This window comes from Caballeronia sp. dw_276 (genome assembly GCF_018449635.1).
Lineage (GTDB): Bacteria > Pseudomonadota > Gammaproteobacteria > Burkholderiales > Burkholderiaceae > Caballeronia.
Window position 1 is genome coordinate 236,931 of sequence record NZ_JAAVUV010000001.1, and the last position, 25,557, is coordinate 262,487.

Annotated in this window: 25 protein-coding genes; 24 read left to right on the forward strand and 1 reads right to left on the reverse strand. The window is 60.0% G+C overall.

The window, feature by feature from the left end:
* Nucleotides 1-2 precede the first annotated feature (2 nt).
* From sdhA to HB633_RS01145, 24 genes are all read left to right on the forward strand, one after another.
* The gene (gene sdhA / locus HB633_RS01030; RefSeq protein ID WP_213776220.1) at nucleotides 3-1,781 is read left to right on the forward strand and encodes a succinate dehydrogenase flavoprotein subunit; all 1,779 of its coding nucleotides are present in this window, start codon (nucleotides 3-5) and stop codon (nucleotides 1,779-1,781) included.
* 15 nt (nucleotides 1,782-1,796) lie between these two features.
* On the forward strand, nucleotides 1,797-2,501 hold the full coding sequence (locus HB633_RS01035; RefSeq protein WP_031362534.1) for a succinate dehydrogenase iron-sulfur subunit: 705 nt from the start codon (nucleotides 1,797-1,799) through the stop codon (nucleotides 2,499-2,501).
* Nucleotides 2,502-2,514: 13 nt separating this feature from the next.
* Entirely contained in the window at nucleotides 2,515-2,787 is a 273-nt protein-coding gene (locus HB633_RS01040) for a succinate dehydrogenase assembly factor 2 (protein WP_056362818.1), read from the forward strand.
* 75 nt (nucleotides 2,788-2,862) lie between these two features.
* Nucleotides 2,863-4,164, forward strand: coding sequence for a citrate synthase (gene gltA, locus HB633_RS01045; RefSeq protein ID WP_213776221.1), 1,302 nt, complete (start codon nucleotides 2,863-2,865; stop codon nucleotides 4,162-4,164).
* Between the two features lie 220 nt (nucleotides 4,165-4,384).
* The gene (locus tag HB633_RS01050) at nucleotides 4,385-4,600 is read left to right on the forward strand and encodes a DUF3079 domain-containing protein (protein ID WP_213776222.1); all 216 of its coding nucleotides are present in this window, start codon (nucleotides 4,385-4,387) and stop codon (nucleotides 4,598-4,600) included.
* A 157-nt stretch (nucleotides 4,601-4,757) separates the two neighbouring features.
* On the forward strand, nucleotides 4,758-4,979 hold the full coding sequence (locus HB633_RS01055; RefSeq protein WP_213776223.1) for a YdcH family protein: 222 nt from the start codon (nucleotides 4,758-4,760) through the stop codon (nucleotides 4,977-4,979).
* Nucleotides 4,980-5,135: 156 nt separating this feature from the next.
* Nucleotides 5,136-6,137: a polyphosphate kinase 2 gene (ppk2, locus tag HB633_RS01060; RefSeq protein ID WP_346730251.1), complete on the forward strand. Its 1,002-nt coding sequence runs from the start codon at nucleotides 5,136-5,138 to the stop codon at nucleotides 6,135-6,137.
* Between the two features lie 248 nt (nucleotides 6,138-6,385).
* Nucleotides 6,386-7,795: a 3-isopropylmalate dehydratase large subunit gene (gene leuC / locus HB633_RS01065; protein ID WP_213776224.1), complete on the forward strand. Its 1,410-nt coding sequence runs from the start codon at nucleotides 6,386-6,388 to the stop codon at nucleotides 7,793-7,795.
* Entirely contained in the window at nucleotides 7,792-7,920 is a 129-nt protein-coding gene (locus HB633_RS01070; protein ID WP_213776225.1) for an entericidin A/B family lipoprotein, read from the forward strand. Before leuC ends, HB633_RS01070 begins: the two co-directional genes overlap by 4 nt.
* Nucleotides 7,921-7,939: 19 nt before the next feature.
* Nucleotides 7,940-8,590 carry a 3-isopropylmalate dehydratase small subunit gene (gene leuD / locus HB633_RS01075; RefSeq protein ID WP_213776226.1) on the forward strand — a complete coding sequence of 217 codons (651 nt, stop codon included), beginning with the start codon at nucleotides 7,940-7,942 and terminating at the stop codon, nucleotides 8,588-8,590.
* A gap of 29 nt (nucleotides 8,591-8,619) precedes the next feature.
* Nucleotides 8,620-9,687, forward strand: a complete 1,068-nt coding sequence (gene leuB / locus HB633_RS01080) for a 3-isopropylmalate dehydrogenase (RefSeq protein ID WP_213776227.1) — start codon at nucleotides 8,620-8,622, stop codon at nucleotides 9,685-9,687.
* A 454-nt stretch (nucleotides 9,688-10,141) separates the two neighbouring features.
* Nucleotides 10,142-11,263 (forward strand): aspartate-semialdehyde dehydrogenase, encoded by a 1,122-nt coding sequence (gene asd / locus HB633_RS01085; protein ID WP_213776228.1) that lies wholly within the window; start codon nucleotides 10,142-10,144, stop codon nucleotides 11,261-11,263.
* 130 nt (nucleotides 11,264-11,393) lie between these two features.
* On the forward strand, nucleotides 11,394-13,595 hold the full coding sequence (locus HB633_RS01090; protein ID WP_213776229.1) for a FimV/HubP family polar landmark protein: 2,202 nt from the start codon (nucleotides 11,394-11,396) through the stop codon (nucleotides 13,593-13,595).
* A 7-nt stretch (nucleotides 13,596-13,602) separates the two neighbouring features.
* Nucleotides 13,603-14,427, forward strand: a complete 825-nt coding sequence (gene truA / locus HB633_RS01095; RefSeq protein ID WP_255580710.1) for a tRNA pseudouridine(38-40) synthase TruA — start codon at nucleotides 13,603-13,605, stop codon at nucleotides 14,425-14,427.
* A complete protein-coding gene (locus HB633_RS01100) occupies nucleotides 14,420-15,088 on the forward strand; it encodes a phosphoribosylanthranilate isomerase (protein ID WP_346730252.1) in 669 nt (222 codons plus the stop codon). Before truA ends, HB633_RS01100 begins: the two co-directional genes overlap by 8 nt.
* A 48-nt stretch (nucleotides 15,089-15,136) precedes the next feature.
* The gene (trpB, locus tag HB633_RS01105; RefSeq protein ID WP_213776231.1) at nucleotides 15,137-16,330 is read left to right on the forward strand and encodes a tryptophan synthase subunit beta; all 1,194 of its coding nucleotides are present in this window, start codon (nucleotides 15,137-15,139) and stop codon (nucleotides 16,328-16,330) included.
* Between the two features lie 11 nt (nucleotides 16,331-16,341).
* On the forward strand, nucleotides 16,342-17,193 hold the full coding sequence (locus tag HB633_RS01110; protein ID WP_213776232.1) for a site-specific DNA-methyltransferase: 852 nt from the start codon (nucleotides 16,342-16,344) through the stop codon (nucleotides 17,191-17,193).
* Nucleotides 17,194-17,256: 63 nt separating this feature from the next.
* Nucleotides 17,257-18,060 carry a tryptophan synthase subunit alpha gene (trpA, locus tag HB633_RS01115; protein WP_213776233.1) on the forward strand — a complete coding sequence of 268 codons (804 nt, stop codon included), beginning with the start codon at nucleotides 17,257-17,259 and terminating at the stop codon, nucleotides 18,058-18,060.
* A 63-nt stretch (nucleotides 18,061-18,123) separates the two neighbouring features.
* Nucleotides 18,124-18,996 carry an acetyl-CoA carboxylase, carboxyltransferase subunit beta gene (gene accD / locus HB633_RS01120; protein ID WP_213776234.1) on the forward strand — a complete coding sequence of 291 codons (873 nt, stop codon included), beginning with the start codon at nucleotides 18,124-18,126 and terminating at the stop codon, nucleotides 18,994-18,996.
* 145 nt (nucleotides 18,997-19,141) lie between these two features.
* Nucleotides 19,142-20,464, forward strand: a complete 1,323-nt coding sequence (gene folC, locus HB633_RS01125; protein ID WP_213776235.1) for a bifunctional tetrahydrofolate synthase/dihydrofolate synthase — start codon at nucleotides 19,142-19,144, stop codon at nucleotides 20,462-20,464.
* A 35-nt stretch (nucleotides 20,465-20,499) separates the two neighbouring features.
* Complete coding sequence (locus HB633_RS01130; protein ID WP_213776236.1) at nucleotides 20,500-21,378, forward strand: SPOR domain-containing protein; 879 nt, start codon at nucleotides 20,500-20,502, stop codon at nucleotides 21,376-21,378.
* Nucleotides 21,379-21,384: 6 nt separating this feature from the next.
* Entirely contained in the window at nucleotides 21,385-21,921 is a 537-nt protein-coding gene (locus HB633_RS01135) for a CvpA family protein (protein ID WP_213776237.1), read from the forward strand.
* A 139-nt stretch (nucleotides 21,922-22,060) separates the two neighbouring features.
* Nucleotides 22,061-23,608: an amidophosphoribosyltransferase gene (gene purF / locus HB633_RS01140; protein WP_213776238.1), complete on the forward strand. Its 1,548-nt coding sequence runs from the start codon at nucleotides 22,061-22,063 to the stop codon at nucleotides 23,606-23,608.
* A gap of 285 nt (nucleotides 23,609-23,893) precedes the next feature.
* Nucleotides 23,894-25,087 carry an O-succinylhomoserine sulfhydrylase gene (locus tag HB633_RS01145; protein ID WP_213776558.1) on the forward strand — a complete coding sequence of 398 codons (1,194 nt, stop codon included), beginning with the start codon at nucleotides 23,894-23,896 and terminating at the stop codon, nucleotides 25,085-25,087.
* A gap of 48 nt (nucleotides 25,088-25,135) precedes the next feature.
* On the opposite strand, the gene HB633_RS01150 is transcribed toward HB633_RS01145, so the two are convergent.
* Nucleotides 25,136-25,477: an FKBP-type peptidyl-prolyl cis-trans isomerase gene (locus HB633_RS01150; RefSeq protein ID WP_056362764.1), complete on the reverse strand. Its 342-nt coding sequence runs from the start codon at nucleotides 25,475-25,477 to the stop codon at nucleotides 25,136-25,138.
* Nucleotides 25,478-25,557 lie beyond the last annotated feature (80 nt).

A 25,557-nucleotide genomic window follows, 5' to 3' on the forward strand; every position in this document is an offset into this window, starting at 1 on the left:
GAATGGCTGCAATTAAAACGTCCCTGCCGCGTCGCCGTTTCGACGTCGTCATCGTAGGTGCAGGTGGTTCCGGCATGCGCGCATCGTTGCAACTCGCTCGCGCGGGTCTGTCGGTCGCGGTGCTGTCGAAGGTCTTCCCCACGCGTTCGCACACAGTGGCCGCGCAAGGCGGTATTGGCGCGTCGCTCGGCAACATGAGCGAAGACAACTGGCATTACCACTTCTACGACACAATCAAGGGCTCCGACTGGCTCGGCGACCAGGACGCGATCGAATTCATGTGCCGTGAAGCCCCCGGCGCTGTCTACGAACTCGAACACATGGGCATGCCGTTCGACCGCAATGCCGACGGCACGATTTATCAGCGTCCGTTCGGCGGCCATACGGCGAACTATGGTGAAAAGCCGGTTCAGCGCGCGTGCGCTGCGGCCGACCGTACCGGCCACGCATTGCTGCATACGCTTTATCAGCAGAACGTCGCGGCCAAGACGCACTTCTTCGTTGAATGGATGGCGCTGGACCTGATCCGCGACGCCGACGGCGACGTGCTCGGCGTTACCGCGCTGGAAATGGAAACGGGCGACGTCCACATTCTCGAAGGCAAGACCACGCTGTTCGCCACGGGCGGCGCGGGCCGGATCTTCGCGGCGTCGACCAACGCGTTCATCAATACCGGCGACGGACTCGGCATGGCGGCGCGTTCGGGCATCGCGTTGCAGGATATGGAATTCTGGCAATTCCACCCGACCGGCGTTGCTGGCGCGGGCGTGCTGATTACGGAAGGCGTGCGCGGCGAAGGCGGCATCTTGCGCAACTCGGACGGCGAACGCTTCATGGAACGCTATGCGCCGACGCTGAAGGATCTGGCGCCGCGTGACTTCGTTTCGCGTTCGATGGACCAGGAAATCAAGGAAGGCCGCGGAGTGGGTCCGAACAAGGATCACGTGCTGCTGGACCTGTCGCACATTGGCGCCGAGACCATCATGAAACGTCTCCCGTCGATCCGCGAAATCGCGATGAAATTCGCGAACGTCGATTGCATCAAGGAACCGATTCCGGTTGTGCCGACCATCCATTACCAGATGGGTGGCATCCCGACGAACATTCATGGTCAGGTTGTCGGCACGCTCAAGGGCGGCTACGAAGAACCGGTCAACGGCTTCTACGCTGTCGGCGAATGCTCGTGTGTCTCGGTGCACGGCGCGAACCGGCTCGGCACGAATTCGCTGCTCGATCTCGTGGTGTTCGGCCGTGCGGCCGGCAACCACATCATCAAGCATGCGAAGGAAATGAAGGAGCACAAGCCCCTCCCCGCCGATGCAGCCGATGCGGCACTCGCGCGTCTCGCCGTGCTGGAAAGCTCGTCATCGGGCGAATACACGCAGAATATCGCCAACGATATCCGCGCGACCATGCAGGCACACGCTGGTGTGTTCCGCACGTCCGCGTTGCTGGAAGAAGGCGTAGGCAAGATCAAGGAACTGTCCGAGCGCGTCAAGCACGTGCATCTGAAGGACAAGTCGAAGGTCTTCAATACGGCGAAGGTCGAAGCGCTCGAACTTGCGAACCTGATCGAAGTGGCGCGCGCCACCATGATTTCGGCGGAAGCGCGCAAGGAAAGCCGCGGTGCGCACGCGCACAGCAACTTCGAGCATCGCGACGACGAAAACTGGATGAAGCACACGCTGTGGTTCAGCGAAGGCGACAAGCTCGACTACAAGCCGGTGCACATGACGCCGCTGACGGTCGAATCAGTGCCGCCCAAAGCGCGGACCTTCTAAGGCAAAGGAATCGAAATGGCAAAGCGTACTTTTGAAATCTACCGCTACGATCCGGACAAGGACGCGGCGCCCCGCATGCAGACGTACGAGATCGAAATCGACTCGCACGAGCGTATGTTGCTGGACGCGCTGCTGAAGCTGAAATCCGTCGATGAAACCCTGTCGTTCCGCCGTTCGTGCCGTGAAGGCGTGTGCGGTTCGGACGCCATGAACATCAACGGCAAGAACGGTCTCGCCTGCCTGCAGAACATGAACGACCTGCCGCAGAAGATCGTGCTGCGCCCGCTGCCGGGCCTGCCCGTAGTTCGCGACCTGATTTGCGACTTCACGCAATTTTTCAACCAGTATCACTCGATCAAGCCGTACCTGATCAACGACACGCCGCCGCCGGAGAAGGAGCGTCTGCAGACACCCGAAGAACGCGACGAGCTTGACGGCCTGTACGAGTGCATTCTGTGCGCCAGCTGCTCCACCTCATGCCCGAGCTTCTGGTGGAACCCGGACAAGTTCGTGGGTCCGGCGGGCTTGCTGCAAGCCTATCGTTTCATTGCGGACAGCCGCGACGAAGCGACGGGTGAACGTCTGGACAACCTGGAAGATCCGTATCGTCTGTTCCGTTGCCACACGATCATGAATTGCGTGGATGTGTGCCCGAAGGGACTGAATCCCACAAAGGCAATTGGCAAGATCAAGGAATTGATGGTGCGCCGCGCTGTCTGATAGGGACTGTGTCATGAATGACTCCGGGCATCAGTCCGACCCTCTACGTCGCGCACGCCTTAGGTGGCGGGCGCGGCGCGGTCTGCTGGAAAACGATCTGATCTTCGAGCGTTTTTTCAGCCGATATGAGCATGACCTCAGTGACACGGACGTCGGCGTGCTGACGCAACTGCTGGAACTGAGCGACAACGACCTGATGGACTTGCTGCTGGCACGCAAGGAACCGGATGGCGAACTGGCCTCGCCGGATATGACTCGCGTGCTGGAGATGCTGCGCTCAGCCTGAGCCAGCCACGAGAGTCGTGCAATTGTCGTGCGAATTATCGAAAACCTGTTTCCATACTTCGATTGAGGATGTGCTATGACCCCGTCAGATGTTAAAGCCACGCTATCGTTCAGCGACAATTCGCCGAGCGTCGAAATGCCGATCTACAAGGGCACCCTGGGCCCGGACGTAATTGACATCCGCAAGCTGTACGGCCAGACCGGCAAGTTCACCTACGATCCGGGCTTCATGTCGACGGCGGCGTGCAATTCCGCGATCACGTACATTGACGGTGACAAGGGCGAATTGCTGTATCGCGGATATCCGATCGAGGAACTCGCGGTCAAGGCTGACTTTCTTGAAACCTGCTATGCGTTGCTGCACGGCGATCTGCCGACCGCCGAGCAAAAAGCCGAATTCGTTGAGACCGTCACGAAGCACACGATGGTTCACGAACAAATGCATTTCTTCTTCCGCGGTTTCCGTCGCGACGCACACCCAATGGCCGTGCTCGTGGCAGCCGTTGGCGCTTTGTCGGCGTTCTATCACGACTCGCTGAACATCAATGACCCGCGTCACCGCGATGTATCGGCTATTCGCATGATCGCGAAGTTGCCGACGCTGGTCGCCATGGCGTACAAGTTCACGATCGGCCAGCCGTTCGTGTATCCGAAGAACGACCTGTCGTACAGCGCGAACTTCATGCACATGATGTTCTCGAACCCGTGCGAAGAGTACAAGGTCAACGACGTGCTGGTGCGCGCACTGGATCGCATCTTGATCCTGCATGCGGACCATGAGCAAAATGCATCGACGTCGACCGTGCGTCTGGCCGGTTCGTCGGGTGCGAATCCGTTTGCGTGTATTGCCGCTGGTATCGCTTGTTTGTGGGGCCCGGCACATGGCGGCGCGAACGAAGCTGCGTTGAACATGCTGGAAGAAATCGGTTCTGTCGATAACATTCCTGAGTTCATCAAGCAGGTCAAGGACAAGAACTCGGGCGTGAAGCTGATGGGCTTCGGGCATCGCGTGTACAAGAATTACGATCCGCGCGCGAAGCTGATGCGTGAAACGTGTCATGAAGTGCTCGAAGAGCTGGGTCTGCACGACGACCCGTTGTTCAAGCTCGCAATGGCGCTGGAAAAGATTGCGCTGGAAGACGAATACTTCGTGTCGCGCAAGCTGTACCCGAATGTTGACTTCTACTCGGGCATTGTTCAGCGCGCGCTGGGCATCCCGACAGCCATGTTCACCTGCGTGTTCGCAATGGCGCGTACGGTGGGCTGGATTGCGCAATGGAACGAAATGATCGCTGATCCGGAACAGAAGATTGGCCGTCCGCGTCAATTGTTTATCGGCGATACCCCGCGTGAAGCGAAGTCGATTGATAAGCGCTAAGCAATAAGCTGTTTCACGCTGCATGATCTTCAAGGTCGTGCAACGCGCGAGGCAGAATGGTTCAACAAACGCCCTGACTGGTCGCCAGTCGGGGCGTTTTTTTTGGCTGGCGCCAATTGCCGCAGCCCGTGTTCGCCGAGTGTAATCAGGAAGAAAATGACTGATGGCGCGAAGCCAACAACCGCTCTTCGTGTCTTTATCCGCGAGGAGGGCCAATCAAATGGCAAAGAAATTTCCGGCACACCCGAAACACCCCGAACGAAATTGTTGGGGATGCGATAAATACTGCGCCGCTGATTCTATGAATTGCGGAAACGGCAACGTCCGCACGCAGCATCCGGTCGAAGTACTCGGTAACGACTGGCTCGAATGGGAGCAAGGCGTTGCTGATGAGATGGCGGTGGTGCAGGGCGCTCGAAACAACGAAGCGGCATAAAACATAGGCCGCCAATCAACGTTCGAAAAACATCCCGACCAGGGCAAAACTCACTTAAACACGATGTTTATCAATATTCGAATTGTGTAGTAATGCCAAGATATTCAGGCTTACTGACCCTGCGGGTGTTACCCGCATATTGTTTGAGGAGCTACCGATGTTTCCAGAATTTCGCGACCTGATTTCCACCCTCAAAACTGAAGACGCTCACTTCGCCCGTCTTTTCGAGCGTCACAACGACCTGGATCAGCAGATCAAGAACATGGAGAACGGACCAATCCCCGCGGATGGGCGTTCCATCGAAACGCTCAAGAAGGAAAAACTGCTGCTCAAGGACAAAATCTATGTGGTTTTAAAAAAGGCCGCAGCGACAGCTTGAGCATGAAGCGCCCCGTTAGACCTGAGAACCGGGGCGCCTTGTCATAAGGAAAATAATTTGACATCACAGCATGACAAATTCGACCCTCGCACGTCTGCCGTGCGCCCCGTTGCATTAGGCGACGTATCGTCGGGCAACACGCCGCGCGCGGCGCAGATCGATGAAACAAACCGTGCGGTAGATGCAGCCAACGAACACATTGCAAGCACCGTGCAGAATGTGTTGTCGACGAGTGATATGCAGGACCCCGGTAACCTGATGGAGACCATCAAGAGCTTGATGAGCGGTCTCTCGCCAGATGAGGCCGCCGCGTTGCGCAGCGTCATGCTCGAGGGTGATCCGGCGTTGTGGCATACACGCGCTTCGCGTCATCCGGATAACGAGTTGTCGCGTAACTGGCGCACGGGTGGATATCCGTATCGGAACCTGATGTCGCGGCGCGGATATGAAAAGCAAAAGTACGCGTTGCAAGTGGAATTGCTGAAATTGCAGGCGTGGGTTCGGGAGACCGGCGAACGACTGGTGATCGTATTCGAAGGACGCGATGCGGCCGGCAAGGGCGGCGCCATCAAACGGTTCATGGAACACATGAACCCCCGCGGCGCTCGCGTTGTCGCGCTTGAGAAGCCGTCAGAATCCGAGCGCGGCCAATGGTATTTTCAGCGCTACGTGCAGCACTTGCCGACGTCGGGTGAAATCGTTCTGTTCGATCGCTCCTGGTACAACCGCGCTGGCGTGGAGCGCGTAATGGGCTTTTGCTCGGACAACGAATATACCGACTTCATGCAACAGGTTCCCGAGTTTGAACGGCAACTCGTTCGAAGTGGAATACACGTGGTGAAGTTCTGGTTCTCCGTAAGTCGCGAAGAGCAGCGCCGACGTTTCAAAGAACGCGAGATTCATCCGCTCAAGCAATGGAAACTGAGTCCGGTCGATTTGGCATCGCTTGATAAATGGGATGAGTACACACAAGCCAAGGAAGCGATGTTTGCGCAGACGGACACGGCGGATTGCCCTTGGGCAGTGGTCTTGTCAGATTGCAAGAAGCGCGCGCGGCTTAATGCCATGCGCCATATTCTGCATAAATTGCCGTACACGAATCGGGATATACGGGCAATTGGGACGGTCGATCCGTTGATTGTCGGGCGTGCGCTGTAAAAGGTAACTGCAAGGGGATGACAGCGGGTGTAAGCGCAATAAGCGCTTACACCCGTTTTTCGTTCTGACGGCTCGCGCCAACCGCAATCTCGCGAGCCCGGTATTCCCCATACAGGTAGCGCAAGTACTACCCTAACTCACTGTTTTATATCGGTTTTTTCTTGGGCAATAGCGCAATGCCTGATTCTGCGTGGCATAATCATCAAACCAAAAAACATACCCCGCAGCTACAACCGTTCAAAAAGACCATGGCCCAGACTCTCTACGACAAGTTGTGGAATTCGCATGTGATTCACACCGAGGACGACGGCACGTCCATTCTTTATATCGATCGTCATTTGTTGCATGAAGTGACCAGCCCGCAAGCGTTCGAGGGCCTGAAGCTGGCCGAACGGCCGGTCTGGCGCATTAGCGCGAACCTTGCGGTGTCGGACCATAACGTGCCAACAACTGATCGTTCGCACGGTATTGCCGATCCGATCTCGAAGCTGCAAGTCGATACGCTCGATGACAACTGCGACGCCTACGGCATTACGCAGTTCAAGATGAACGACTTGCGCCAGGGCATTGTGCATATCATCGGGCCGGAGCAGGGCGCGACGCTGCCGGGCATGACCATCGTCTGCGGCGATTCGCACACGTCCACGCACGGCGCGTTCGGCGCGCTGGCGCATGGCATTGGTACGTCGGAAGTGGAGCACGTGCTCGCCACCCAAACGCTGCTGCAAAAGAAGAGCAAGAACATGCTCGTCAGGGTCGAAGGACCGCTGCCGCGCGGCTGCACGGCTAAAGACATCGTGCTGGCGATTATCGGCAAGATCGGGACGGCTGGCGGCAATGGCTACGCCATCGAATTCGGCGGCTCGACCATCCGTTCGCTTTCCATGGAAGGGCGTATGACGGTCTGCAACATGGCCATCGAAGCGGGTGCGCGAGCCGGTATGGTTGCCGTCGATGAAACCACGATCAATTACCTGAAGGATCGCCCGTTCTCGCCGCAGGGCGTGGAATTCGAGCAGGCCGCGACCTACTGGCGCGGTTTCACGTCCGACGCCGGCGCGAAATTCGATCGCGTGGTGGAACTGAATGCTGCTGAAATCGTGCCGCAAGTGACGTGGGGCACGTCGCCGGAAATGGTGGTGTCAATCGACGGCCGGGTGCCCGATCCAGAACGCGAAAAGGATCCGGTCAAGCGCGATGCAATCGAACGCGCGTTGAAGTACATGGCGCTCGAACCAAACACGCCAATGCAGTCCATCAAGCCGGACAAGATTTTTATCGGTTCGTGCACGAATGCGCGGATCGAGGACTTGCGTGCAGCGGCTTATGTGGTGAAGACGCTCGGCCGCCGCGTCGCGTCGAATATCCGTCTGGCGATGGTCGTGCCGGGCTCAGGCCTCGTCAAGGCGCAAGCCGAGCGCGAAGGGCTGGACAAGGTGTTTATCGACGCCGGTTTCCAGTGGCGCGAACCCGGCTGCTCGATGTGCCTCGCCATGAACGCCGACCGGCTTGATCCGGGCGAACGTTGTGCATCGACTTCGAACCGGAATTTCGAAGGGCGGCAGGGCGCGGGCGGACGCACGCATCTGGTCAGTCCTGCGATGGCGGCGGCAGCGGCCATCGAAGGTCATTTCGTCGATATCCGCGAGCTCGCATGAAACGCATCGCAAGTTTGCTGGTGTTGATGGGCGTCGTCCTTGGCGCTGCGGGCTGTAACACCGTCCACGGCTTTGGCGAGGACGTACGCGCCACCGGCAGCGCAATCAGCAACGCGGTCAAATAAACCAAACCGGTTACGGATCATGGAAAAATTCACTGTACATAGCGGGCTCGTGGCGCCGCTGGATCGTGCAAACGTCGATACCGACGCGATCATCCCGAAGCAGTTTTTGAAGTCCATCAAGCGCACGGGTTTCGGCCCGAATGCATTCGATGAATGGCGTTATCTGGATGTCGGCGAGCCCGGCCAGGACAATTCGAAGCGTCCGCTGAACCCCGATTTCGTGCTGAATCAGGCGCGCTACAAGGGTGCGTCCATTTTGCTGACGCGCGAGAATTTCGGTTGTGGCAGTTCGCGCGAACACGCGCCGTGGGCGTTGGACCAGTACGGTTTCCGCGCGATCATCGCACCGAGTTTTGCGGATATTTTCTTCAACAACTGTTTCAAGAATGGTTTGTTGCCGATCGTGTTGACGGAAAGCCAGGTCGACAAGCTGTTCAACGAAACCTACGCGTTCAACGGCTTCACGCTGACGGTGGATCTCGAGCGCCAGGTTGTGTTGACGGGCAACGGCACGGAGTATCCGTTCGAAGTGCCGGGTTTCCGTAAGTTCTGCCTGCTGAATGGTTTCGACGACATCGCGCTTACGCTGCGTCACGCCGACAAGATCAAGCAATTCGAAAACGAGCGCCTCGTGAAGCAACCGTGGCTTAACAATCGTCTCGTGCGCTAAGAACGAACCAACAAAGACAAGGAAACACCATGAAGATTGCAGTGCTGCCCGGCGATGGCATCGGTCCGGAAATCATCAAGGAAGCCGTCAAGGTCCTGAACGCGCTCGGCGAGAAGTTCGAGATCGAAGAGGCGCCGGTCGGCGGCGCGGGTTACGAGGCAAGCGGCCATCCGCTGCCGGACGCAACGCTCGCGTTGGCGAAGGCATCGGATGCCATTTTGTTCGGTGCCGTCGGCGACTGGAAGTATGATTCGCTCGAGCGCGCGCTGCGTCCGGAGCAGGCCATTCTGGGCCTGCGCAAGCATCTGCAGCTGTTCGCGAATTTCCGTCCGGCGATTTGTTATCCGCAATTGACGGCGGCTTCCTCGCTGAAGCCGGAGATCGTGGCTGGGCTGGATATCCTGATCATCCGCGAACTGAATGGCGATATCTATTTCGGCCAGCCGCGCGGCGTGCGTTCATCGCCAGATGGCTTGTTCGAAGGCGCGAAGGAAGGCTTCGACACGATGCGTTATTCCGAGCCCGAAGTGCGCCGGATCGCGCACGTGGCGTTTCAGGCTGCGCAAAAGCGCGCGAAGAAACTGACGAGCGTCGACAAGGCCAATGTGCTGGAAACGTCGCAATTGTGGCGCGACGTGATGATCGATGTATCGAAGGAATATGCAGATGTCGAGTTGTCGCACATGTACGTGGACAACGCGGCCATGCAATTGGTGAAGGCGCCGAAAGCGTTCGATGTGGTCGTCACGGGCAACATGTTCGGCGACATTCTCTCGGACGAAGCGGCCATGTTGACGGGTTCTATCGGCATGTTGCCTTCGGCTTCGCTCGATAAAAACAACAAGGGCCTGTACGAGCCGTCGCATGGTTCGGCGCCGGATATTGCCGGCAAGGGCGTGGCGAATCCGCTGGCAACCATCCTTTCGGCCGCAATGATGCTGCGCTATTCGCTCGGCAAGACAGAGCAGGCGGATCGGATCGAAACGGCGGTGAAAAAGGTGCTCGCGCAAGGTTTCCGCACCGGCGATATCGCTACACAAGATGGCCGTACGGTCGGCACGAAGGAAATGGGCGAGGCAGTGCTCGCGGCGCTCTAATTTTTTAAATCGGCACGGATCTTTTCCACCACATGCATTAGCGAAAAATTCTGGTGGAAAAGCGTCCCGCGATCGACGCGTTATCAAGATACCGTCGATTGCGAAATTTCACCTCGATTCGTCGCTTTTGGCGCATGAACCACGTAGAAACAGCGTGTTTCGCTCGCGCCAGGGGACGAATATGCGGGTTATCGTGTAGACTCTTTTGTTATGGCGAAGATCTCCAAAATCTCTCAGGACTCGATTTCATGCGGCGGCATTGAAAACGCCCGCACGATTCGTCTCGCCATTACGCGTTTGAGCACCGTCACGTGCCTCAAAAGCATTACGAAAACCATTTCCCTCAAAACGATCACGTTGCGCTGATCGCCTGTCGTGCCCGCCCATCTTCCCCGCGCGGTCACGCCGGCGGAGGGCCGGACAAGCGGGGAAGTGTCCAAAATAAAGGTTAGTCATGAACGTAGGTCTCGTTGGTTGGCGCGGCATGGTCGGCAGCGTCCTGATGCAGCGCATGCAGCAGGAAGGCGATTTCGACCTGATCGAACCGGTGTTTTTCAGCACCAGCAATGCGGGCGGCAATGCGCCGTCGTTCGCGAAAAACGAGACGAAACTCAAAGATGCGACAAGCATTGACGACCTGAAAAAGTGCGACGCGATCATTACGTGCCAAGGCGGCGACTACACGAACGACGTGTATCCGAAACTGCGCGCGGCCGGCTGGAAGGGTTACTGGATCGACGCTGCTTCGTCGCTGCGCATGAAGGACGATGCGGTCATCATTCTCGATCCGGTAAACCTGAATGTGATCAAGGATTCGCTTGTGAAGGGCGGGCGGAATTTTATCGGCGGGAACTGCACGGTCAGTTTGATGCTGATGGCGCTCGGCGGCCTGTTCAACCACAAGCTGGTCGAATGGACGACCGCCATGACGTATCAGGCGGCTTCCGGCGCGGGCGCGCAGAACATGCGCGAACTGCTGCAGCAAATGGGCGTGCTGTACGGCGCGGCCAAGGAAGACCTGGCTGACCCGTCCTCGGCCATTCTGGATATCGACAAGCGGGTTCAGGCGGCCATGTCGAGCGATCGCATGCCTGTTGACAACTTCGGCGTGCCGCTTGCCGGCTCGCTGATTCCGTGGATCGATAAAGACCTCGGCAACGGCATGTCGAAGGAAGAATGGAAGGGCGGCGCGGAAACCAACAAGATTCTCGGACTCCCCGCCATGGGCGAGCCGGGTTCGGTTCCTGTTGACGGACTATGCGTGCGTATCGGCGCAATGCGCTGCCACTCGCAGGCGCTGACCATCAAGCTCAAGAAAGACGTGCCGTTGGACGAGGTGCACGGCATCTTGGCGTCGGCGAACGACTGGGTGAAGGTCGTGCCGAACGAACGCGAAGCATCGATGCGCGATTTGTCGCCAGCAGTCGTTACGGGTTCGTTGACGGTGCCGGTCGGCCGTCTGCGCAAGCTTGCGATGGGCGGCGAATATCTGTCGGCGTTCACGGTCGGCGACCAGTTGCTGTGGGGCGCGGCCGAACCGCTGCGCCGCATGCTTCGCATCCTGCTGGACAAGTAAAGTAAACTACGCGCCACGACGCGCGGCAGTCCGATTGAAGCGTCGCGCTTGCGCGGCGCTTTTTCGTTGTGCGGCGAGGTTTGTCGTAGTGTCCTGTTCTTCCGTTTTCGTCCACTCGCCTGGAGTATCAATGATCGTTCGTCCGAGTCGGCCACTTCATTCGCAGCCCCGCCACTTCAATCGTGCGCGGCGTGCGGCGCTGATCGCAGCGAGCGCCGCGAGTGTGCTGCTCGGGACGGTGTTTTCGCTAGACGCGGCGGCTCAGGCGAGCGCTGCATCCGCGCCCGTGGCCACGTCCGATGCAACCGCGGTGACGCAATACAGCGTGAAGCCCGGGCAGTCCCTCAGCGATATTGCCACGCAGATCACTGGATCGACTGATCGCGCCACGCGCGAAAAGATGGCCCGTGCGTTATTCGATGCCAATCCGAACGCGTTCATGGGTCACGATCCAAGCCGGCTGAAGCTGGGATCGGTCTTGAACGTGCCGCAGGTTGACGAGGCGGCGAGCGCGTCGGCGGCGTCAGTGGCGTCTGCGCCGGCCGCGCCTGCTGTTGTTGCTTCATCGCCTGCAACTGCAACTGCAACCGCAGCGCCGGTGGTCGCAGCGAGCGTTCCGGAGACGACCGCCGCGTCCGCCGAGGTGGCGTCCGGTGCCACGGGCCCGGCGTCCGGCGCCGAGGTAAGCGGTGCGGTGACGACGAGCACGGCAAGCGGCGCGGCGGCCAGTTCAGAAGCCAGTCCTGCTTCGAGCGCGAGCGAAACTGCGCCGGTAGCGGCGCCGGTGCCCGCGTCCGCGCCTGTTGCAGCGGCTGTGACACCTGCTTCAACGGTGAGCGCCGCGCCGACGTCCGGAAACGGACCGATTGGCTGGATCATCGGCGTGATCGTGGCCATCGGCTTGCTTTTGATCGCGATGAAAGCCGGCAAGCACCGCCGCACCGCTGCAGCGATCGAAGATGATCCGATAACGCCGGAGCAGCCGGTTGTGCCGCCAGCGCCAGAGGTGACACATACCCCGGCACACGACGCGCATTCTCATCCGGCAACCGGCGCCGCCGACCTTGAAGGCGTTGCTGTACAGCGCGGGCAGGGTGAGTTGAACGCGGTCGCGGCGAGCATGGAAAACTACGATGCCGCCCAATCCTTCGATACCCCTACGGAAGACACGCCGCTTACGCCAGCCGAAGCCCACCCGGACGTGGATAACGACGATGCCGCTCGCGTAACACTGAGCGCACCAGTTGCGCCGCCCGAACCTGAAACCAGACGCGCGCCTTTCATGCCGGATGCGCCGGCGGCGCTTCATCGCGATTTCACGCCGCCGCGGCCGGGTGCGGTGGAAGCGGCGCTGGCAGCCGAGCGCGCCGCCACGGAGCGCGCCGCGGCGCTCGAGCAAGCGACGCGGGAGGCCATCGAGCGGGAAGCCGCGGTACGTGAACTGGAGGCGAAAGAGGCGGCGGCGCGGGAGACGGCGGAACGCGAGGCGCAACAGCGTGAAGCCGAGAGACTAGCGGCGGAGGCACGTGAAGCTGAGGCGCGTGAGGCGGCTACGCGTGAAGCTGCAGCGCGAGAAGCGGAAATACGTGAGGCCGAAGCACGGGAAACAGCACTACGTGAAGCCGAAGCTCAGGCAGCCGCTGCGCGCGCGGCGTCCGAGCGGGAAGCCGAGGCGCATGCGGCCCCGCCGGCCGACCACGCAAACGCTCCGGACGACGATGCCTACGACGACGAACCATCTTCCCCTACGTCGCGTCTGCCGCAGCCCAAATTCCCCCAGGAAGCAATCGAGGCCTTGAGCGCGCTCGATTTCGGCTTGCCGCCGCGTCGAGAAGCTTCTTTTGAAGTTGACCAGTCGCCGACAACGCCCGAAAGCCCTGAAGCTCATTTGCCCGATCAACAACCTGAACTCGTTCCCGCAGCGATTACCCCGCAGCCCATCGCGGACCCGGCTGTATTCGATCACCAGAACGAGCAGCATCGGCATCCTGATGCCCTGTCCGAGTCGCCGGCGGCGTCTGTCGCTCAGCAAATCGAAACGGGCACGGCGGGCGCGGCGTCGGTGGCGGGTTTGGGTGCGTCCCGCTTCGGTCCGTTGAGCCTCGACTTCGACTACGACTCGCCATCGAGCCAGACCGAGCCACTGCCCGCGTTCACGCCGGAACAGATTGCGACCATCGCGCGCAACAAGCTGGAACTGGCGGTCGAATACATCGAGCTTGGTGATTTGTCCGGCGCGCGCACGCTGCTGCAGGAAGTCATCGAATCAAACGATCCAGCCACGCGACAACCCGCCGCCACGTTGTTATCCACGCTGGCGCCGCTTTCCTGATATGGCTTTGAAGCGCATTGCACTTGGTATCCAGTACGACGGTTCGGCGTTCAGCGGTTGGCAGACACAATTGGACGTTGCGACCGTGCAGGACGTGCTTGAACGCGCGCTCGGCAAGTTCACGCAAACGCGCGTGCAGACGGTCGTCGCGGGGCGCACCGACACGGGCGTGCATGCGCTTGGCCAGGTCGTTCATTTCGATACCGAACTCGAGCGCACCGACTTCGCATGGGTTCGCGGCACGAACGCCTTCCTCCCGCAAAGCGTCGCGGTCCAGTGGGCGCGTCCGATGCCGGACGATTTCCACGCGCGTTTCGGCGCCTACGAGCGCACCTATTACTACGCGCTGTACGTCCACCCGGTGCGCTCGCCAATGACGACCGGCCATGCCGGCTGGTGCTACGCGGCGCTCGATGCCAACGCGATGCGCGAAGCGGCCGCGCTGATCATCGGCAAGCATGATTTCACGGCGTTCCGGTCTTCCGAATGCCAGGCGAAGACGCCGGTGAAATACCTGCATCAGATCGATATTGTCGAGCAGGGCGATTTCATTCACTTTCGCTTCCGCGCGAACGCGTTTTTGCATCACATGGTGCGCAACCTGATGGGCTGTTTCGTCGCGATCGGGCGTGGCAAGCATCCCCCTTCATGGATGCGGGAACTGCTCGAAGCGCGCGACCGCAAGCGCGCCGCGCCGACCTTCATGCCCGATGGCCTCTATTTGGCCGAGGTCGGCTATCCTGAGAACTTCGTTGTTCCCGCGCCGCGTCTGGGAAGCTATCCGTGGAGCGCAGTCTGGCAAGGAATTGAACGTGCAAAACACAGTGGATAACAACGATCTGCATAGAACGCGCATCAAACTGTGCGGTTTATCGAAGCCGGAAGACGTCGATGTCGCCGTCGATCTCGGCGCCGATGCCGTCGGTTTCGTGTTTTATCCGCCCAGCCCGCGCTCGGTTGGCGTCGGCCAGGCGATCGATCTGGCGGAACGCGTGCCGCCGCTGGTTTCGGCCGTGGGTCTGTTCGTCAACGCGACGCCGGAATGGATTCGCGAGGTGACATCGAACGTGAGGTTGTCGCTTTTGCAGTTTCATGGCGACGAAACCCCGGCTCAATGCGCTGCACTCGCCGAAGTCGCGGGTTTGCCGTGGTGGCGCGCCGTTCGGGTAGGGCCCGATGCCAATGCACGCGATTTGGTAGAATCATCTCTCAATTATTCAGCAGCCAGCGGTTTGCTCCTCGACGCTTATGTCGATGGCTACGGTGGCGGTGGAAAGGTATTCGATTGGTCACTTATCCCAACAGATCTCGGGCATCGGGCCGTTTTGAGTGGTGGGTTGAACGCGCAAAACGTCCATGACGCCATCCGGCTCGTCCGGCCCTACGCAGTCGATGTCTCAAGCGGCATCGAAATAGCGGGGGTCAAGGGCGTGAAAGACCACGCCCGAATGGCGGCGTTCGTACGCGCGGTGCGCGAAGCGGATGCCGGATGATCAACGTGGGCAAGCGCAACGCTTCCACGTACCGAGAGAGTGACACACATGTACAACTTACCTGACAATCGCGGCCATTTCGGCCCTTATGGCGGCACGTTCGTCTCCGAAACGCTAATCCACGCGCTCGATGAACTTCGCGATGCATACGAAGAATCCAGCAAGGATCCGGCGTTTATCGCGGAATACGAGTACGAGCTGAAGCATTACGTTGGCCGTCCTTCGCCGATTTATCACGCCAAGCGCTGGAGCGAAATGCTCGGCGGCGCGCAGATTTATCTGAAGCGCGAGGACCTGAACCATACCGGCGCGCACAAGGTTAATAACGTGATTGGCCAGGCGTTGCTCGCGCGCAAGATGGGCAAGCCGCGCGTGATCGCGGAAACCGGCGCGGGACAGCACGGCGTGGCGACTGCGACCATCGCGGCGCGCTTCGGCATGGAATGCGTCGTGTATATGGGTTCGGAAGATGTGCGGCGTCAGGCGGCGAATGTTTATCGGATGAAGTTGCTCGGCGCGACGGTCGTGCCCGTCGAATCCGGTTCGAAGACGCTGAAAGACGCGTTGAACGAAGCCATGCGCGACTGGGTAACCAACGTTGAGAATACGTTCTACATCATTGGCACGGTGGCGGGTCCGCATCCTTATCCCATGATGGTTCGCGACTTCCAGCGGGTTATCGGCGACGAATGCAAGGTTCAGATGCCCGAAATGACCGGCCGCCAGCCCGATGCGGTCATCGCGTGCGTTGGCGGCGGATCGAATGCGATGGGTATCTTTTATCCGTATATCGACAATAAAGATGTCCGGCTGATCGGCGTGGAAGCTGCCGGCGACGGCATGGATACAGGCCGTCACGCCGCGTCGCTGATGGGCGGAAGTCCGGGCGTCTTGCACGGCAACCGCACGTATCTCCTTCAGGACGAGAACGGCCAGATCATCGAGACGCATTCGGTTTCGGCGGGGCTGGATTATCCTGGCGTCGGTCCGGAACACGCGTGGTTGAAGGACGCGGGCCGTGCCGAGTACGTGGGCATCACCGACGAAGAAGCGCTGAAGGGTTTCCACGATTGCTGCCGGATCGAAGGGATCATTCCCGCGCTCGAGTCGAGCCACGCGCTCGCATATGCCGCGAAGCTCGCGCCCACGCTGCCGAAAGACAAGCTGTTGCTCGTCAATCTGTCTGGTCGTGGCGACAAGGACATGCATACGGTCGCCGAGCGCACCGGCATCACGTTCTGAGCCCACAGCCCATGCGCGATGAAATCGTCAATGCAGGACCGGACGCCACCGGGCGTGGCATCCACTTGCATCACCGCGATTTCCTGACCGATGCAGCGAACCTGCCGGACGGCTCGATCGACCTGATCGTGGCCGATCCGCCGTACGGTCTTGGGAAGGACTACGGCAACGATTCGGACATGCGTTCCGGCGATGCCTTTCTCGACTGGACATACGGCTGGCTGGAGCTTGCAATCCCGAAGCTCAAGCCAAGCGGTTCGCTCTACATTTTCTGCACGTGGCAATATGCGCCCGAGATCTTCGTGTTCCTCAAGCGCCGTCTCACCATGGTCAACGAGATCGTGTGGGATCGGCGGGTGCCGAGCATGGGTGGAACGGTGCGCAGATTTACGTCGGTGCACGACAACATCGGTTATTTCGCGGTATCGAAGGATTATTTCTTCGATCTCGATCCCATCCGCATTCCCTACGATGCAGTGACGAAGAAGGCGCGTTCGCGCAAATTGTTCGAAGGCAGCAAGTGGCTTGAGCTTGGATACAACCCGAAAGACGTCTGGTCGGTGTCGAGGCTGCACAGGCAGCACGCGGAGCGCGTGGATCATCCGACGCAAAAGCCGCTCGAAATCATCGAACGGATGGTGCTTGCGAGTTGTCCGCGTGGCGGGCGGGTGCTCGATCCATTCATGGGCAGCGGCACCACCGCGGTTGCATGCGCGCGTCATGGGCGTGAGTTTGTCGGGTACGAAATCAACGCCGATTACCACGCGATCGCTCAGGCGCGGGTTGCCGAAACATCGTTGGCAGTCGTGCCTGTCGAAAGGCCCGTGGCCATAGCCGAAGATGCTTCCATCGATCAAGCTTGAACCTTGCCTGACTCGCTGCCAAAACACGCTAAATCGCGCCGATAACGCGCAAAAGAGAACATCATGTCCCGTATCCAAAGTACATTTGCGGCACTTGCCGAGCAAGGCAAAAAAGGTTTGATCCCGTTCATTACGGCCGGCGATCCGAATCCGGAGCAGACCGTTGAATTCATGCACGCGCTTGCCAAGGGCGGCGCGGATGTCATCGAGCTGGGCGTACCGTTTTCCGACCCCATGGCCGACGGTCCCGTGATCCAGCGTTCGTCGGAGCGTGCTCTGGCGCGCGGCGTATCGTTGAAACACGTTCTCGCCGATGTAAAACGCTTCCGCGAAACGAACACAAAAACGCCGGTTGTCCTGATGGGCTACGCCAATCCAATCGAGCGCATGGGTACCGAAGCCTTCGCAAAAGCGGCAAAGGAAGCCGGCGTGGACGGCATTCTGGTCGTGGATTATCCGCCGGAAGAATCGGTGGAATTCAGTCAGTCGATGCTCGCCGCCGGCATCGATCCGATCTTCCTGCTCGCACCTACATCGACCGATGAACGCATTGCCGCCGTGGGCAAAGTCGCGAGCGGATATGTGTATTACGTGTCGCTGAAAGGCGTGACCGGTTCGGCAAATCTGGACGTGGCGAGTATCGCGAGTAAAATCCCGGCCATCAAGAAGCATGTGGCGTTGCCGGTGGGCGTCGGTTTTGGGATTCGCGACGCGGCGTCGGCAAGGCTGGTGGCGGATGTGTCGGATGCGGTTGTGATCGGCAGCCGTCTTGTGCAATTGCTGGAAGAAGCGTCGCCGGACACGGCGGCTGAGAAGCTGACGAGTTTTATCGCTGAAATCCGTTCGGCGCTGGATTCTGCAAAATAACCCGGTTTGGCGGCCCGAATAAGAAGAAAGGCCGCAAAACACGCGAAAAATGAAGGAAACACGATGAGCTGGCTCGACAAACTGTTACCGCCGAAGATCAAGCAAACCGATCCGAAAAGCCGCAAGGGCATTCCGGAAGGGCTGTGGATCAAGTGCCCGGCATGCGAAGCGGTGTTGTACCGCAACGACGTCGAGGCAAACCTGCATGTTTGCCCGAAGTGCAGTCACCACATGCGGATCGGCGCTCGCGAACGGCTTGATGGCCTGCTCGATCCAGAAGGCCGCTACGAGATCGGCCAGGAAGTGCTTCCCGTCGATGCCCTTAAATTCAAGGACAGCCGCAAATATCCGGACCGCCTGAAAGAGGCAATGGAAGATACCGACGAAACCGACGCCATGGTCGTCATGGGTGGCGCGATCCACACCATTCCGGTCACGACCGCGTGCTTCGAGTTTTCGTTCATGGGCGGCTCGATGGGTTCGGTTGTCGGCGAACGTTTTGCACGCGGTGCGCGCAACGCGCTCGAACAGCGCACGCCGTTCATCTGCTTCACGGCATCGGGCGGCGCGCGGATGCAGGAAAGCCTGCTTTCGCTGATGCAGATGGCGAAGACCACGGCCATGCTGACCAAGCTTGCCGAAGCCAAGCTTCCCTTCATCTCCGTGCTCACCGATCCGACCATGGGCGGGGTGTCGGCCAGTTTCGCCTTTCTCGGCGACGTGGTGATCGCGGAACCGAAGGCGTTGATCGGCTTTGCAGGACCGCGCGTGATCGAGCAGACCGTGCGCGAAAAACTGCCGGAAGGCTTTCAGCGCTCGGAGTTCTTGATGCAGAAAGGCGCCATTGACATGATCGTGGACCGCCGGAAAATGCGCGAAGAGATCGCGCGCCTGATCGCATTGCTGACGCTGCAACCGGCGGATTCGGTCGCTTGAAGTCGTAGCGCATTGATTTAATGCGCCTTCCAAGCAGCGATTGCCCGGAAGGTGTCAAATGATGACGGCCCAGGCGCCGCGCGCGAACCCGCCGAGGTTCGCGCGCGGCGTTTTCGTTTTGGCGTTTCCCCTCAAGCACTCTTTCATGACGACTTCTTCGTTTAGCTTTCCTACCCTCGACGCTTGGCTCGCGCACCTGGAATCGGCGCATCCGGTCGGTATCGATATGGGTTTGACGCGCATCAGCCAGGTCCGCAACGCGCTTGGCCTCGAATTTTCGTGTCCCGTCATCACCGTGGGCGGGACGAACGGCAAGGGCTCGACGTGCGCGATCATCGAAACCATCCTGCTGCGCGCGGGGTATCGCGTGGGATGTCATACGTCGCCGCATTTGCTGGCGTTCAACGAACGCGCGCGGCTCAATGGTGTGGACGCCACGGATTCCCAGCTGCTCGAACACTTCGAAGCCGTTGAAAAGGCGCGTGCGAGCTTGCCGGAGCCGGTGTCGCTAACGTACTTCGAATTCACGACGCTCGCGATCATGCGGCTGTTTGCATCGAGTGGACTGGACGCCGTGATCCTCGAAGTTGGACTCGGCGGGCGGCTGGACGCGGTGAATATCATCGACGCGGATTGCGCGATCGTGACGAGTATCGATCTGGACCACACGGACTATCTCGGCGACACACGCGAGAAAATCGGCTTCGAAAAAGCCGGCATTTTCCGCCCGGATACGCCGGCGATCTGCGGTGATCCCTCGCCGCCACAGTCGCTGATCGATCACGCGGAGGCCATCGGCGCGGACTTGTGGCTGGTCGGCCGCGACTTTCGCTACGAAGCGCAGGGCGGCAACGAGCGACAGCAGTGGAGCTATATCGGCCGGACGCAGCGGCGTTCCGCGCTGGCTTATCCGGCATTGCGCGGCGCCAATCAGCTGATCAATACGTCGGCGGCGCTCGCCGCGCTGGAATCGTTGCGCGACCGGATTCCGGTTTCCGCGCAGGATATTCGTCTCGGATTGGCAAACGTCGAGTTGCCCGGACGCTTTCAAGTGGTCCCGGGCAAGCCCCAGGTGATCCTCGATGTCGCCCACAACCCGCATGCCGCGGCCGTTCTGGCGCAAAATCTCGGCAACATGGGCTTTTTCCCGTACACGTATGCCGTCTTCGGCGCCATGTCCGACAAAGACATCGCGGGAGTCGTGAACCACCTGAAAGGTGAGATCGACCATTGGAACGTGACGGCGCTTCCCTTGCCGCGCGCAGCCTCGAGCGCCGTGCTCGAAAGCGTATTACGCGATGCCGGCGTCAACGACAGCGCCGACAGCAGCGTTACTCAATTCAACAATCCGGCCGACGCTTTTCAAGATGCGTTAAAGCGGGCGTCCGAAAATGATAGAATTTTGGTTTTCGGCAGTTTCCATACGGTCGCCGGCGTAATGGCGTACCGTAAATCGCAGCGTCATTGAACGGACGGCCGGCCAGCCTCTCGCACAAGCCAACCATGTCCTTTTTTTCGTTCGGCAAGAAAGACGACGCGCCTTCGGGTCGCGATGATTATTCCGACTCCTCGCGCGGCTCGCGTCAGACCGTCCGTACGGAACGCCGGACGCGCCGCAGCGACCGTCCCGAAGCTGACGCCATGATGCTGGACCCCACGCTGCCGGAGAAGCAGCGTGCGCGTCGCCGCCTGGTTGGCGCGCTGGCGCTGGTTGCGGCCGCTGTGATCGTCCTGCCGATGGTGCTGGATTCGCATCCGAAGCCCGTCACCGACGACATTTCCATCGATATCCCCACGCGCCCCGCAGCGCCATTGCCCAAGACTTCACATAGCGATACCGCCGCGGCCGGTCAGGCGGCCGATTCCGCTGCCGATACCCAAGCTGGCGTAGCCCCGGACAGTCCTGGTACCGGCACGGATAACGCGACGACCGCCGCCGCACCCGTGACAAAGCCGGCCACAAGGCCCGCTCAGCCCCAGCAGCAGGCAACGGCGGCCGCGCCGAAGCCCGTTACGCCGGCACCGGCCGCACAAACGCCCGCACAAACAACACCACAAGCCACGGCGCAAGCCGCAAGGCCGCCCGCTGATGCACCGGCGACCGCCGCTGCCGCTCAGAAAAACACGCCGGCATCCCCGGCTGGCAGCCGTTTCGTGATCCAGATCGGTACTTTCGATGAATACGCTGTCGCTCAAAATTGGGTCACCAAGTTGAAGGCGGCTGGAGTGCCCGCATATGTTGAACGTCGGAAGGAAGCTGACGGCTCCACTCGCGCGCTGTTGCGTGCGGGACCGTTCGCAGACCGGGCGGCTGCATCGGCGGCGCTGGGCAAGGTGCGCCAGGCCGGACTTGGCGGCGGCAACAACGCATCGGCGAACTAGCATTTGATGTTCACGAGTTTTGACTACGCGGTGATGGCCGTGATCGGCCTCTCCGCGCTGCGCGGAATGTGGCGTGGCTTGCTGGCCGAAGTGTTCGGCCTGATTGGCTGGATTGCGGCCTTGTTGATCGCGGGGCGTTTTGTCGGTCTGGTCGTGCCTTATATCCCCGCGAACTGGCCGGGCGGCGCGCTGACACAATGGCTGATCGCATTTTTGCTGATCGTGGCGGCTGTTCTGGTGGTATCGAGCGTGGCTGGCGCGTTGCTTTCGCGCGTGACCGAAGTGGTCGGGCTGCGCGGTATCGACCGGTCGCTTGGACTTTTGTTTGGCCTCGTGCGAGGCGCAATTCTGGTAGTGATCCTGGTCGCCCTGGCGGGCTTGACCGAACTGCCGCAACACGATTTCTGGCGTAACGCCTTGTTCCGGCCCGCGGCCGAACAAGGCGTGCGAGAACTGAAACCGCTGCTTCCCGATACGCTCGCCGCGTATGTGCGTACCACGCCGGATGGCTCGCAAGAACCGTCGAAGGCGCCCGCGCAATAACGATCAAGGCGCGCTACACGGGAATTGTGTGAAGGCTCGGCGCAACATCCACGCAGTTCAGGCGCGTTTTCCGGCGTTCTGCAACCGTTGCATCGATACGCCCTTTCGACCCGTTTCGACTCTTTGAAGGACCAATGCCATGTGCGGCATCGTAGGCGTAGTTTCCCAGACTCCCGTCAACCAGCTGATCTATGACAGCTTGCTGCTCCTGCAGCATCGCGGCCAGGACGCAGCCGGCATTGCGACGGCGAACGGCAACAACTTCCACATGCATAAGGCCAACGGCATGGTGCGCGACGTGTTCCGCACGCGCAACATGCGCAGCCTGCCGGGCAATGTCGGCATTGGCCAGGTGCGTTACCCGACGGCCGGATCGGCATCGAGTGAAGAAGAAGCCCAGCCGTTCTACGTGAACGCGCCGTTCGGCATCATCCTCGCTCACAACGGCAACCTGACCAACTGGCCGCAACTGAAGGAAGAAATGTTCCGGATCGATCGCCGGCACATCAACACCGCGTCCGATACCGAAGTCCTGCTCAACGTCTTCGCCCACGAATTGCAGTTGTCGAGCTCCGGCCTGCAACTCGATCCGGCCGCGCTCTTCAAGGCGGTCAGCGGCGTTCACAGGCGGGTGAAGGGTTCGTACGCGATCGTTTCGCTGATCGCCGGTTACGGGCTCGTTGCTTTCCGCGATCCGTTCGGCATTCGTCCGCTGGTCCTCGGCAAACAGGAAACGGCAACGGGCGTGGAATGGATGGTCGCGTCGGAATCCGTGGCGGTCGAAGGTATCGGCTTCGAGTTCGTGCGTGACGTGGAACCGGGCGAAGCGATTTTCATCGATAACGACGGCAACCTCCACAGCCAGCAATGCGCCGATAACCCCAGCCTCAACCCCTGCATCTTCGAACTCGTGTATCTGGCGCGTCCGGATTCGTGCCTCGACGGCGTGCCGGTCTACAACGCGCGTTTGCGCATGGGCGATTACCTCGCCGAGAAGATCAAGCGCGTGCTGCCGGGCGTCGAAATCGACGTGGTGATGCCGATTCCGGATTCGTCGCGTCCCGCCGCCATGCAAGTGGCCGCGAAGCTGGGCGTGGAGTATCGCGAAGGTTTCTTCAAGAATCGCTACGTTGGCCGTACGTTCATCATGCCGGGCCAGGCGGTGCGCAAGAAATCGGTACGCCAGAAACTCAACGCCATGGCGATCGAGTTCAAGGGCAAGAACGTGTTGATCGTGGACGATTCGATCGTTCGCGGAACCACTTCTCACGAAATCGTGCAGATGGCGCGCGATGCCGGCGCCGCGAAGGTGATTTTCGCGTCCGCTGCGCCGCCGGTGAAGTTCCCGAACGTGTATGGCATCGACATGCCCACGCGTGGCGAACTCGTCGCGCATGGCCGTTCGGACGATGAAGTCGCGCGCATGATCGGCGCGGATCATCTGGTGTATCAGGACGTGGCCGATCTGAAGCAGGCCATCCGCGATATCAACCCGGCGCTGAAGGAATTCGATGCGTCGTGTTTCGACGGCAATTACATCACCGGCGATATCAACGAGGCTTATCTCGACCGGCTGGAAACGGCGCGTCTCGCGCCATCGGCACAATCGGATCGCGACGCCGCAAGTGAAGCGATGGAAGGCGGCGTATCGCGTTCGCAGCTGCACTTGCAGTTGTCGGTTGAATGACGCGGTTGGCTGCAGCGCGTGAAAACGCGTGATAGGATTGGGCTTGCGTCGATTTGAGATCAGCTTGCGGACGCGGGTTTTGATGGCTTCATCAATCGAAACCCGAAACAGCTAAAGCGAACCGGTGGTGGTTTCGTTTCATCCGATTCCCTTCCCGGCGACGCTACAGGCTTTTCCGCACCAAGCCCGCTCATGCTGACGCAGAAGCGGGCTTTTTTGCGTCCCGGTTTGGATACCGCCGGGTCACCATGAATAAAAGAGATGGAAAGAATGGACGATACGAACATGGACGACAACCTCAACTTCGATACGCTCGCCGTGCGCGCGGGAACCTTGCGCAGCGACTTCAACGAGCATTCGGAGGCGATTTTCCTGACATCGAGTTTCGTGTTCGAGAGCGCCGCGCACGCTGCGGAGAGCTTCAAGAACGCCGAAGAGGCTTACACGTACTCGCGCTTCACGAATCCGACCGTCGCGATGTTCCAGAAGCGCCTGGCCGCGCTCGAAGGCGGCGAGGCGTGCATGGCGACGGCGTCCGGGATGGCTGCGATCATGTCGGTCGTGATGTGTTCCATGCAGCAGGGCGACCACCTGGTCAGCTCGAAGAGCCTGTTTGGATCGACGGTCGGCATGTTTTCGCAGATCTTCACCAAGTTCGGCATCACGACCACGTTCGTCGATCCGACCAATCTCGACGAATGGCGTGCCGCCGTGCGGCCCGAAACGAAGATGTTCTTCCTCGAAACGCCATCGAATCCGCTGACGGAAATCGCGGATATCGAGGCCATCGGCAAGATTTCGAAGGAAGTGGGCGCGCTGTTCGTTGTCGATAACTGTTTCTGCAGCCCGGCCTTGCAGCAGCCTTTGAAGCTCGGTGCGGACGTGGTGATGCATTCGGCCACCAAGTTCCTCGATGGACAGGGCCGTGTGCTGGGCGGCGCGCTGGTTGGATCGAAGCAATTCATCATGGAAAAGGTGTTCCCGTTCGTGCGCAGCGCCGGGCCGACCTTGTCCGCGTTCAACGCTTGGGTATTGCTGAAGGGAATGGAGACGCTTTCGTTGCGCGTGGAAAAGCAGTCAGCCAATGCGCTGGAGATTGCGCGCTGGCTGGAAACGCATCCTGCCATCGAGCGCGTGTTTTACCCTGGGCTCGAGTCGCATCCACAGTACGCAATCGCGAAGAAACAGCAGAAGGCCGGCGGGGCGATCGTGTCGTTCGAGTTGAAGGGCGCGACGCGTGAAGAGCAGCGGGCTAATGCGTGGCGTGTGATCGATTCAACGAAAATTTGCTCGATCACCGGCAATCTCGGCGATACACGCACGACGATCACGCATCCCTCGACAACCACGCACGGGCGTTTGACGCCGGAGGTGCGTGAGGCTGCGGGAATTCGGGAAGGCTTGATCCGGCTTGCGGTGGGGCTGGAGAACGCCGCGGATATCCGTGGGGATCTGGAACGCGGTCTGAACGGGCAATAACTCGACAGCGGGTCCAGGACTCGATCCCGGACCCGCCGTGGCAAAAAATCAGACGTCCAGCAATTCAACATCGAATACCAGCGTAGCGTTCGGCGGAATCACGCCGCCCGCGCCGCGCACGCCATAACCAAGTTGCGGCGGGATGGTCAGCTTGCGCTTGCCGCCGACCTTCATTCCCTGCACGCCTTCATCCCAGCCCTTGATGACCATGCCGCCGCCCAGCACGAAGGCGAACGGATCGTTGCGGTCATGGCTTGAATCGAACTTCTGTCCGTCGGTCAGCCAGCCCGTGTAATGCACGCTGACCGTCTTCCCGGCGACGGCATCCGCGCCTTCACCCACGACCAGGTCTTCATACTTGAGGCCCGAATCTGTCGTCACGATCGCCATGTTTCTCTCCTTGTGTACGCCGGCTGCTTCGCCGGCTGAAATCGAAACCGGTATTGTAGGGCTTTCGGGCGCATCGTTAC

Bases quoted from the DNA above. Each gene is read 5' to 3' on its own strand.
- sdhA (WP_213776220.1), top strand. From the start codon at position 3: ATGGCTGCAATTAAAACGTCCCTGCCGCGTCGCCGTTTCGACGTCGTC.
- HB633_RS01035 (WP_031362534.1), top strand. From the start codon at position 1,797: ATGGCAAAGCGTACTTTTGAAATCTACCGCTACGATCCGGACAAGGAC.
- HB633_RS01040 (WP_056362818.1), top strand. From the start codon at position 2,515: ATGAATGACTCCGGGCATCAGTCCGACCCTCTACGTCGCGCACGCCTT.
- gltA (WP_213776221.1), top strand. From the start codon at position 2,863: ATGACCCCGTCAGATGTTAAAGCCACGCTATCGTTCAGCGACAATTCG.
- HB633_RS01050 (WP_213776222.1), top strand. From the start codon at position 4,385: ATGGCAAAGAAATTTCCGGCACACCCGAAACACCCCGAACGAAATTGT.
- HB633_RS01055 (WP_213776223.1), top strand. From the start codon at position 4,758: ATGTTTCCAGAATTTCGCGACCTGATTTCCACCCTCAAAACTGAAGAC.
- leuC (WP_213776224.1), top strand. From the start codon at position 6,386: ATGGCCCAGACTCTCTACGACAAGTTGTGGAATTCGCATGTGATTCAC.
- HB633_RS01070 (WP_213776225.1), top strand. From the start codon at position 7,792: ATGAAACGCATCGCAAGTTTGCTGGTGTTGATGGGCGTCGTCCTTGGC.
- leuD (WP_213776226.1), top strand. From the start codon at position 7,940: ATGGAAAAATTCACTGTACATAGCGGGCTCGTGGCGCCGCTGGATCGT.
- leuB (WP_213776227.1), top strand. From the start codon at position 8,620: ATGAAGATTGCAGTGCTGCCCGGCGATGGCATCGGTCCGGAAATCATC.
- asd (WP_213776228.1), top strand. From the start codon at position 10,142: ATGAACGTAGGTCTCGTTGGTTGGCGCGGCATGGTCGGCAGCGTCCTG.
- HB633_RS01090 (WP_213776229.1), top strand. From the start codon at position 11,394: ATGATCGTTCGTCCGAGTCGGCCACTTCATTCGCAGCCCCGCCACTTC.
- trpB (WP_213776231.1), top strand. From the start codon at position 15,137: ATGTACAACTTACCTGACAATCGCGGCCATTTCGGCCCTTATGGCGGC.
- HB633_RS01110 (WP_213776232.1), top strand. From the start codon at position 16,342: ATGCGCGATGAAATCGTCAATGCAGGACCGGACGCCACCGGGCGTGGC.
- trpA (WP_213776233.1), top strand. From the start codon at position 17,257: ATGTCCCGTATCCAAAGTACATTTGCGGCACTTGCCGAGCAAGGCAAA.
- accD (WP_213776234.1), top strand. From the start codon at position 18,124: ATGAGCTGGCTCGACAAACTGTTACCGCCGAAGATCAAGCAAACCGAT.
- folC (WP_213776235.1), top strand. From the start codon at position 19,142: ATGACGACTTCTTCGTTTAGCTTTCCTACCCTCGACGCTTGGCTCGCG.
- HB633_RS01130 (WP_213776236.1), top strand. From the start codon at position 20,500: ATGTCCTTTTTTTCGTTCGGCAAGAAAGACGACGCGCCTTCGGGTCGC.
- HB633_RS01135 (WP_213776237.1), top strand. From the start codon at position 21,385: ATGTTCACGAGTTTTGACTACGCGGTGATGGCCGTGATCGGCCTCTCC.
- purF (WP_213776238.1), top strand. From the start codon at position 22,061: ATGTGCGGCATCGTAGGCGTAGTTTCCCAGACTCCCGTCAACCAGCTG.
- HB633_RS01145 (WP_213776558.1), top strand. From the start codon at position 23,894: ATGGACGACAACCTCAACTTCGATACGCTCGCCGTGCGCGCGGGAACC.
- HB633_RS01150 (WP_056362764.1), bottom strand. From the start codon at position 25,477: ATGGCGATCGTGACGACAGATTCGGGCCTCAAGTATGAAGACCTGGTC.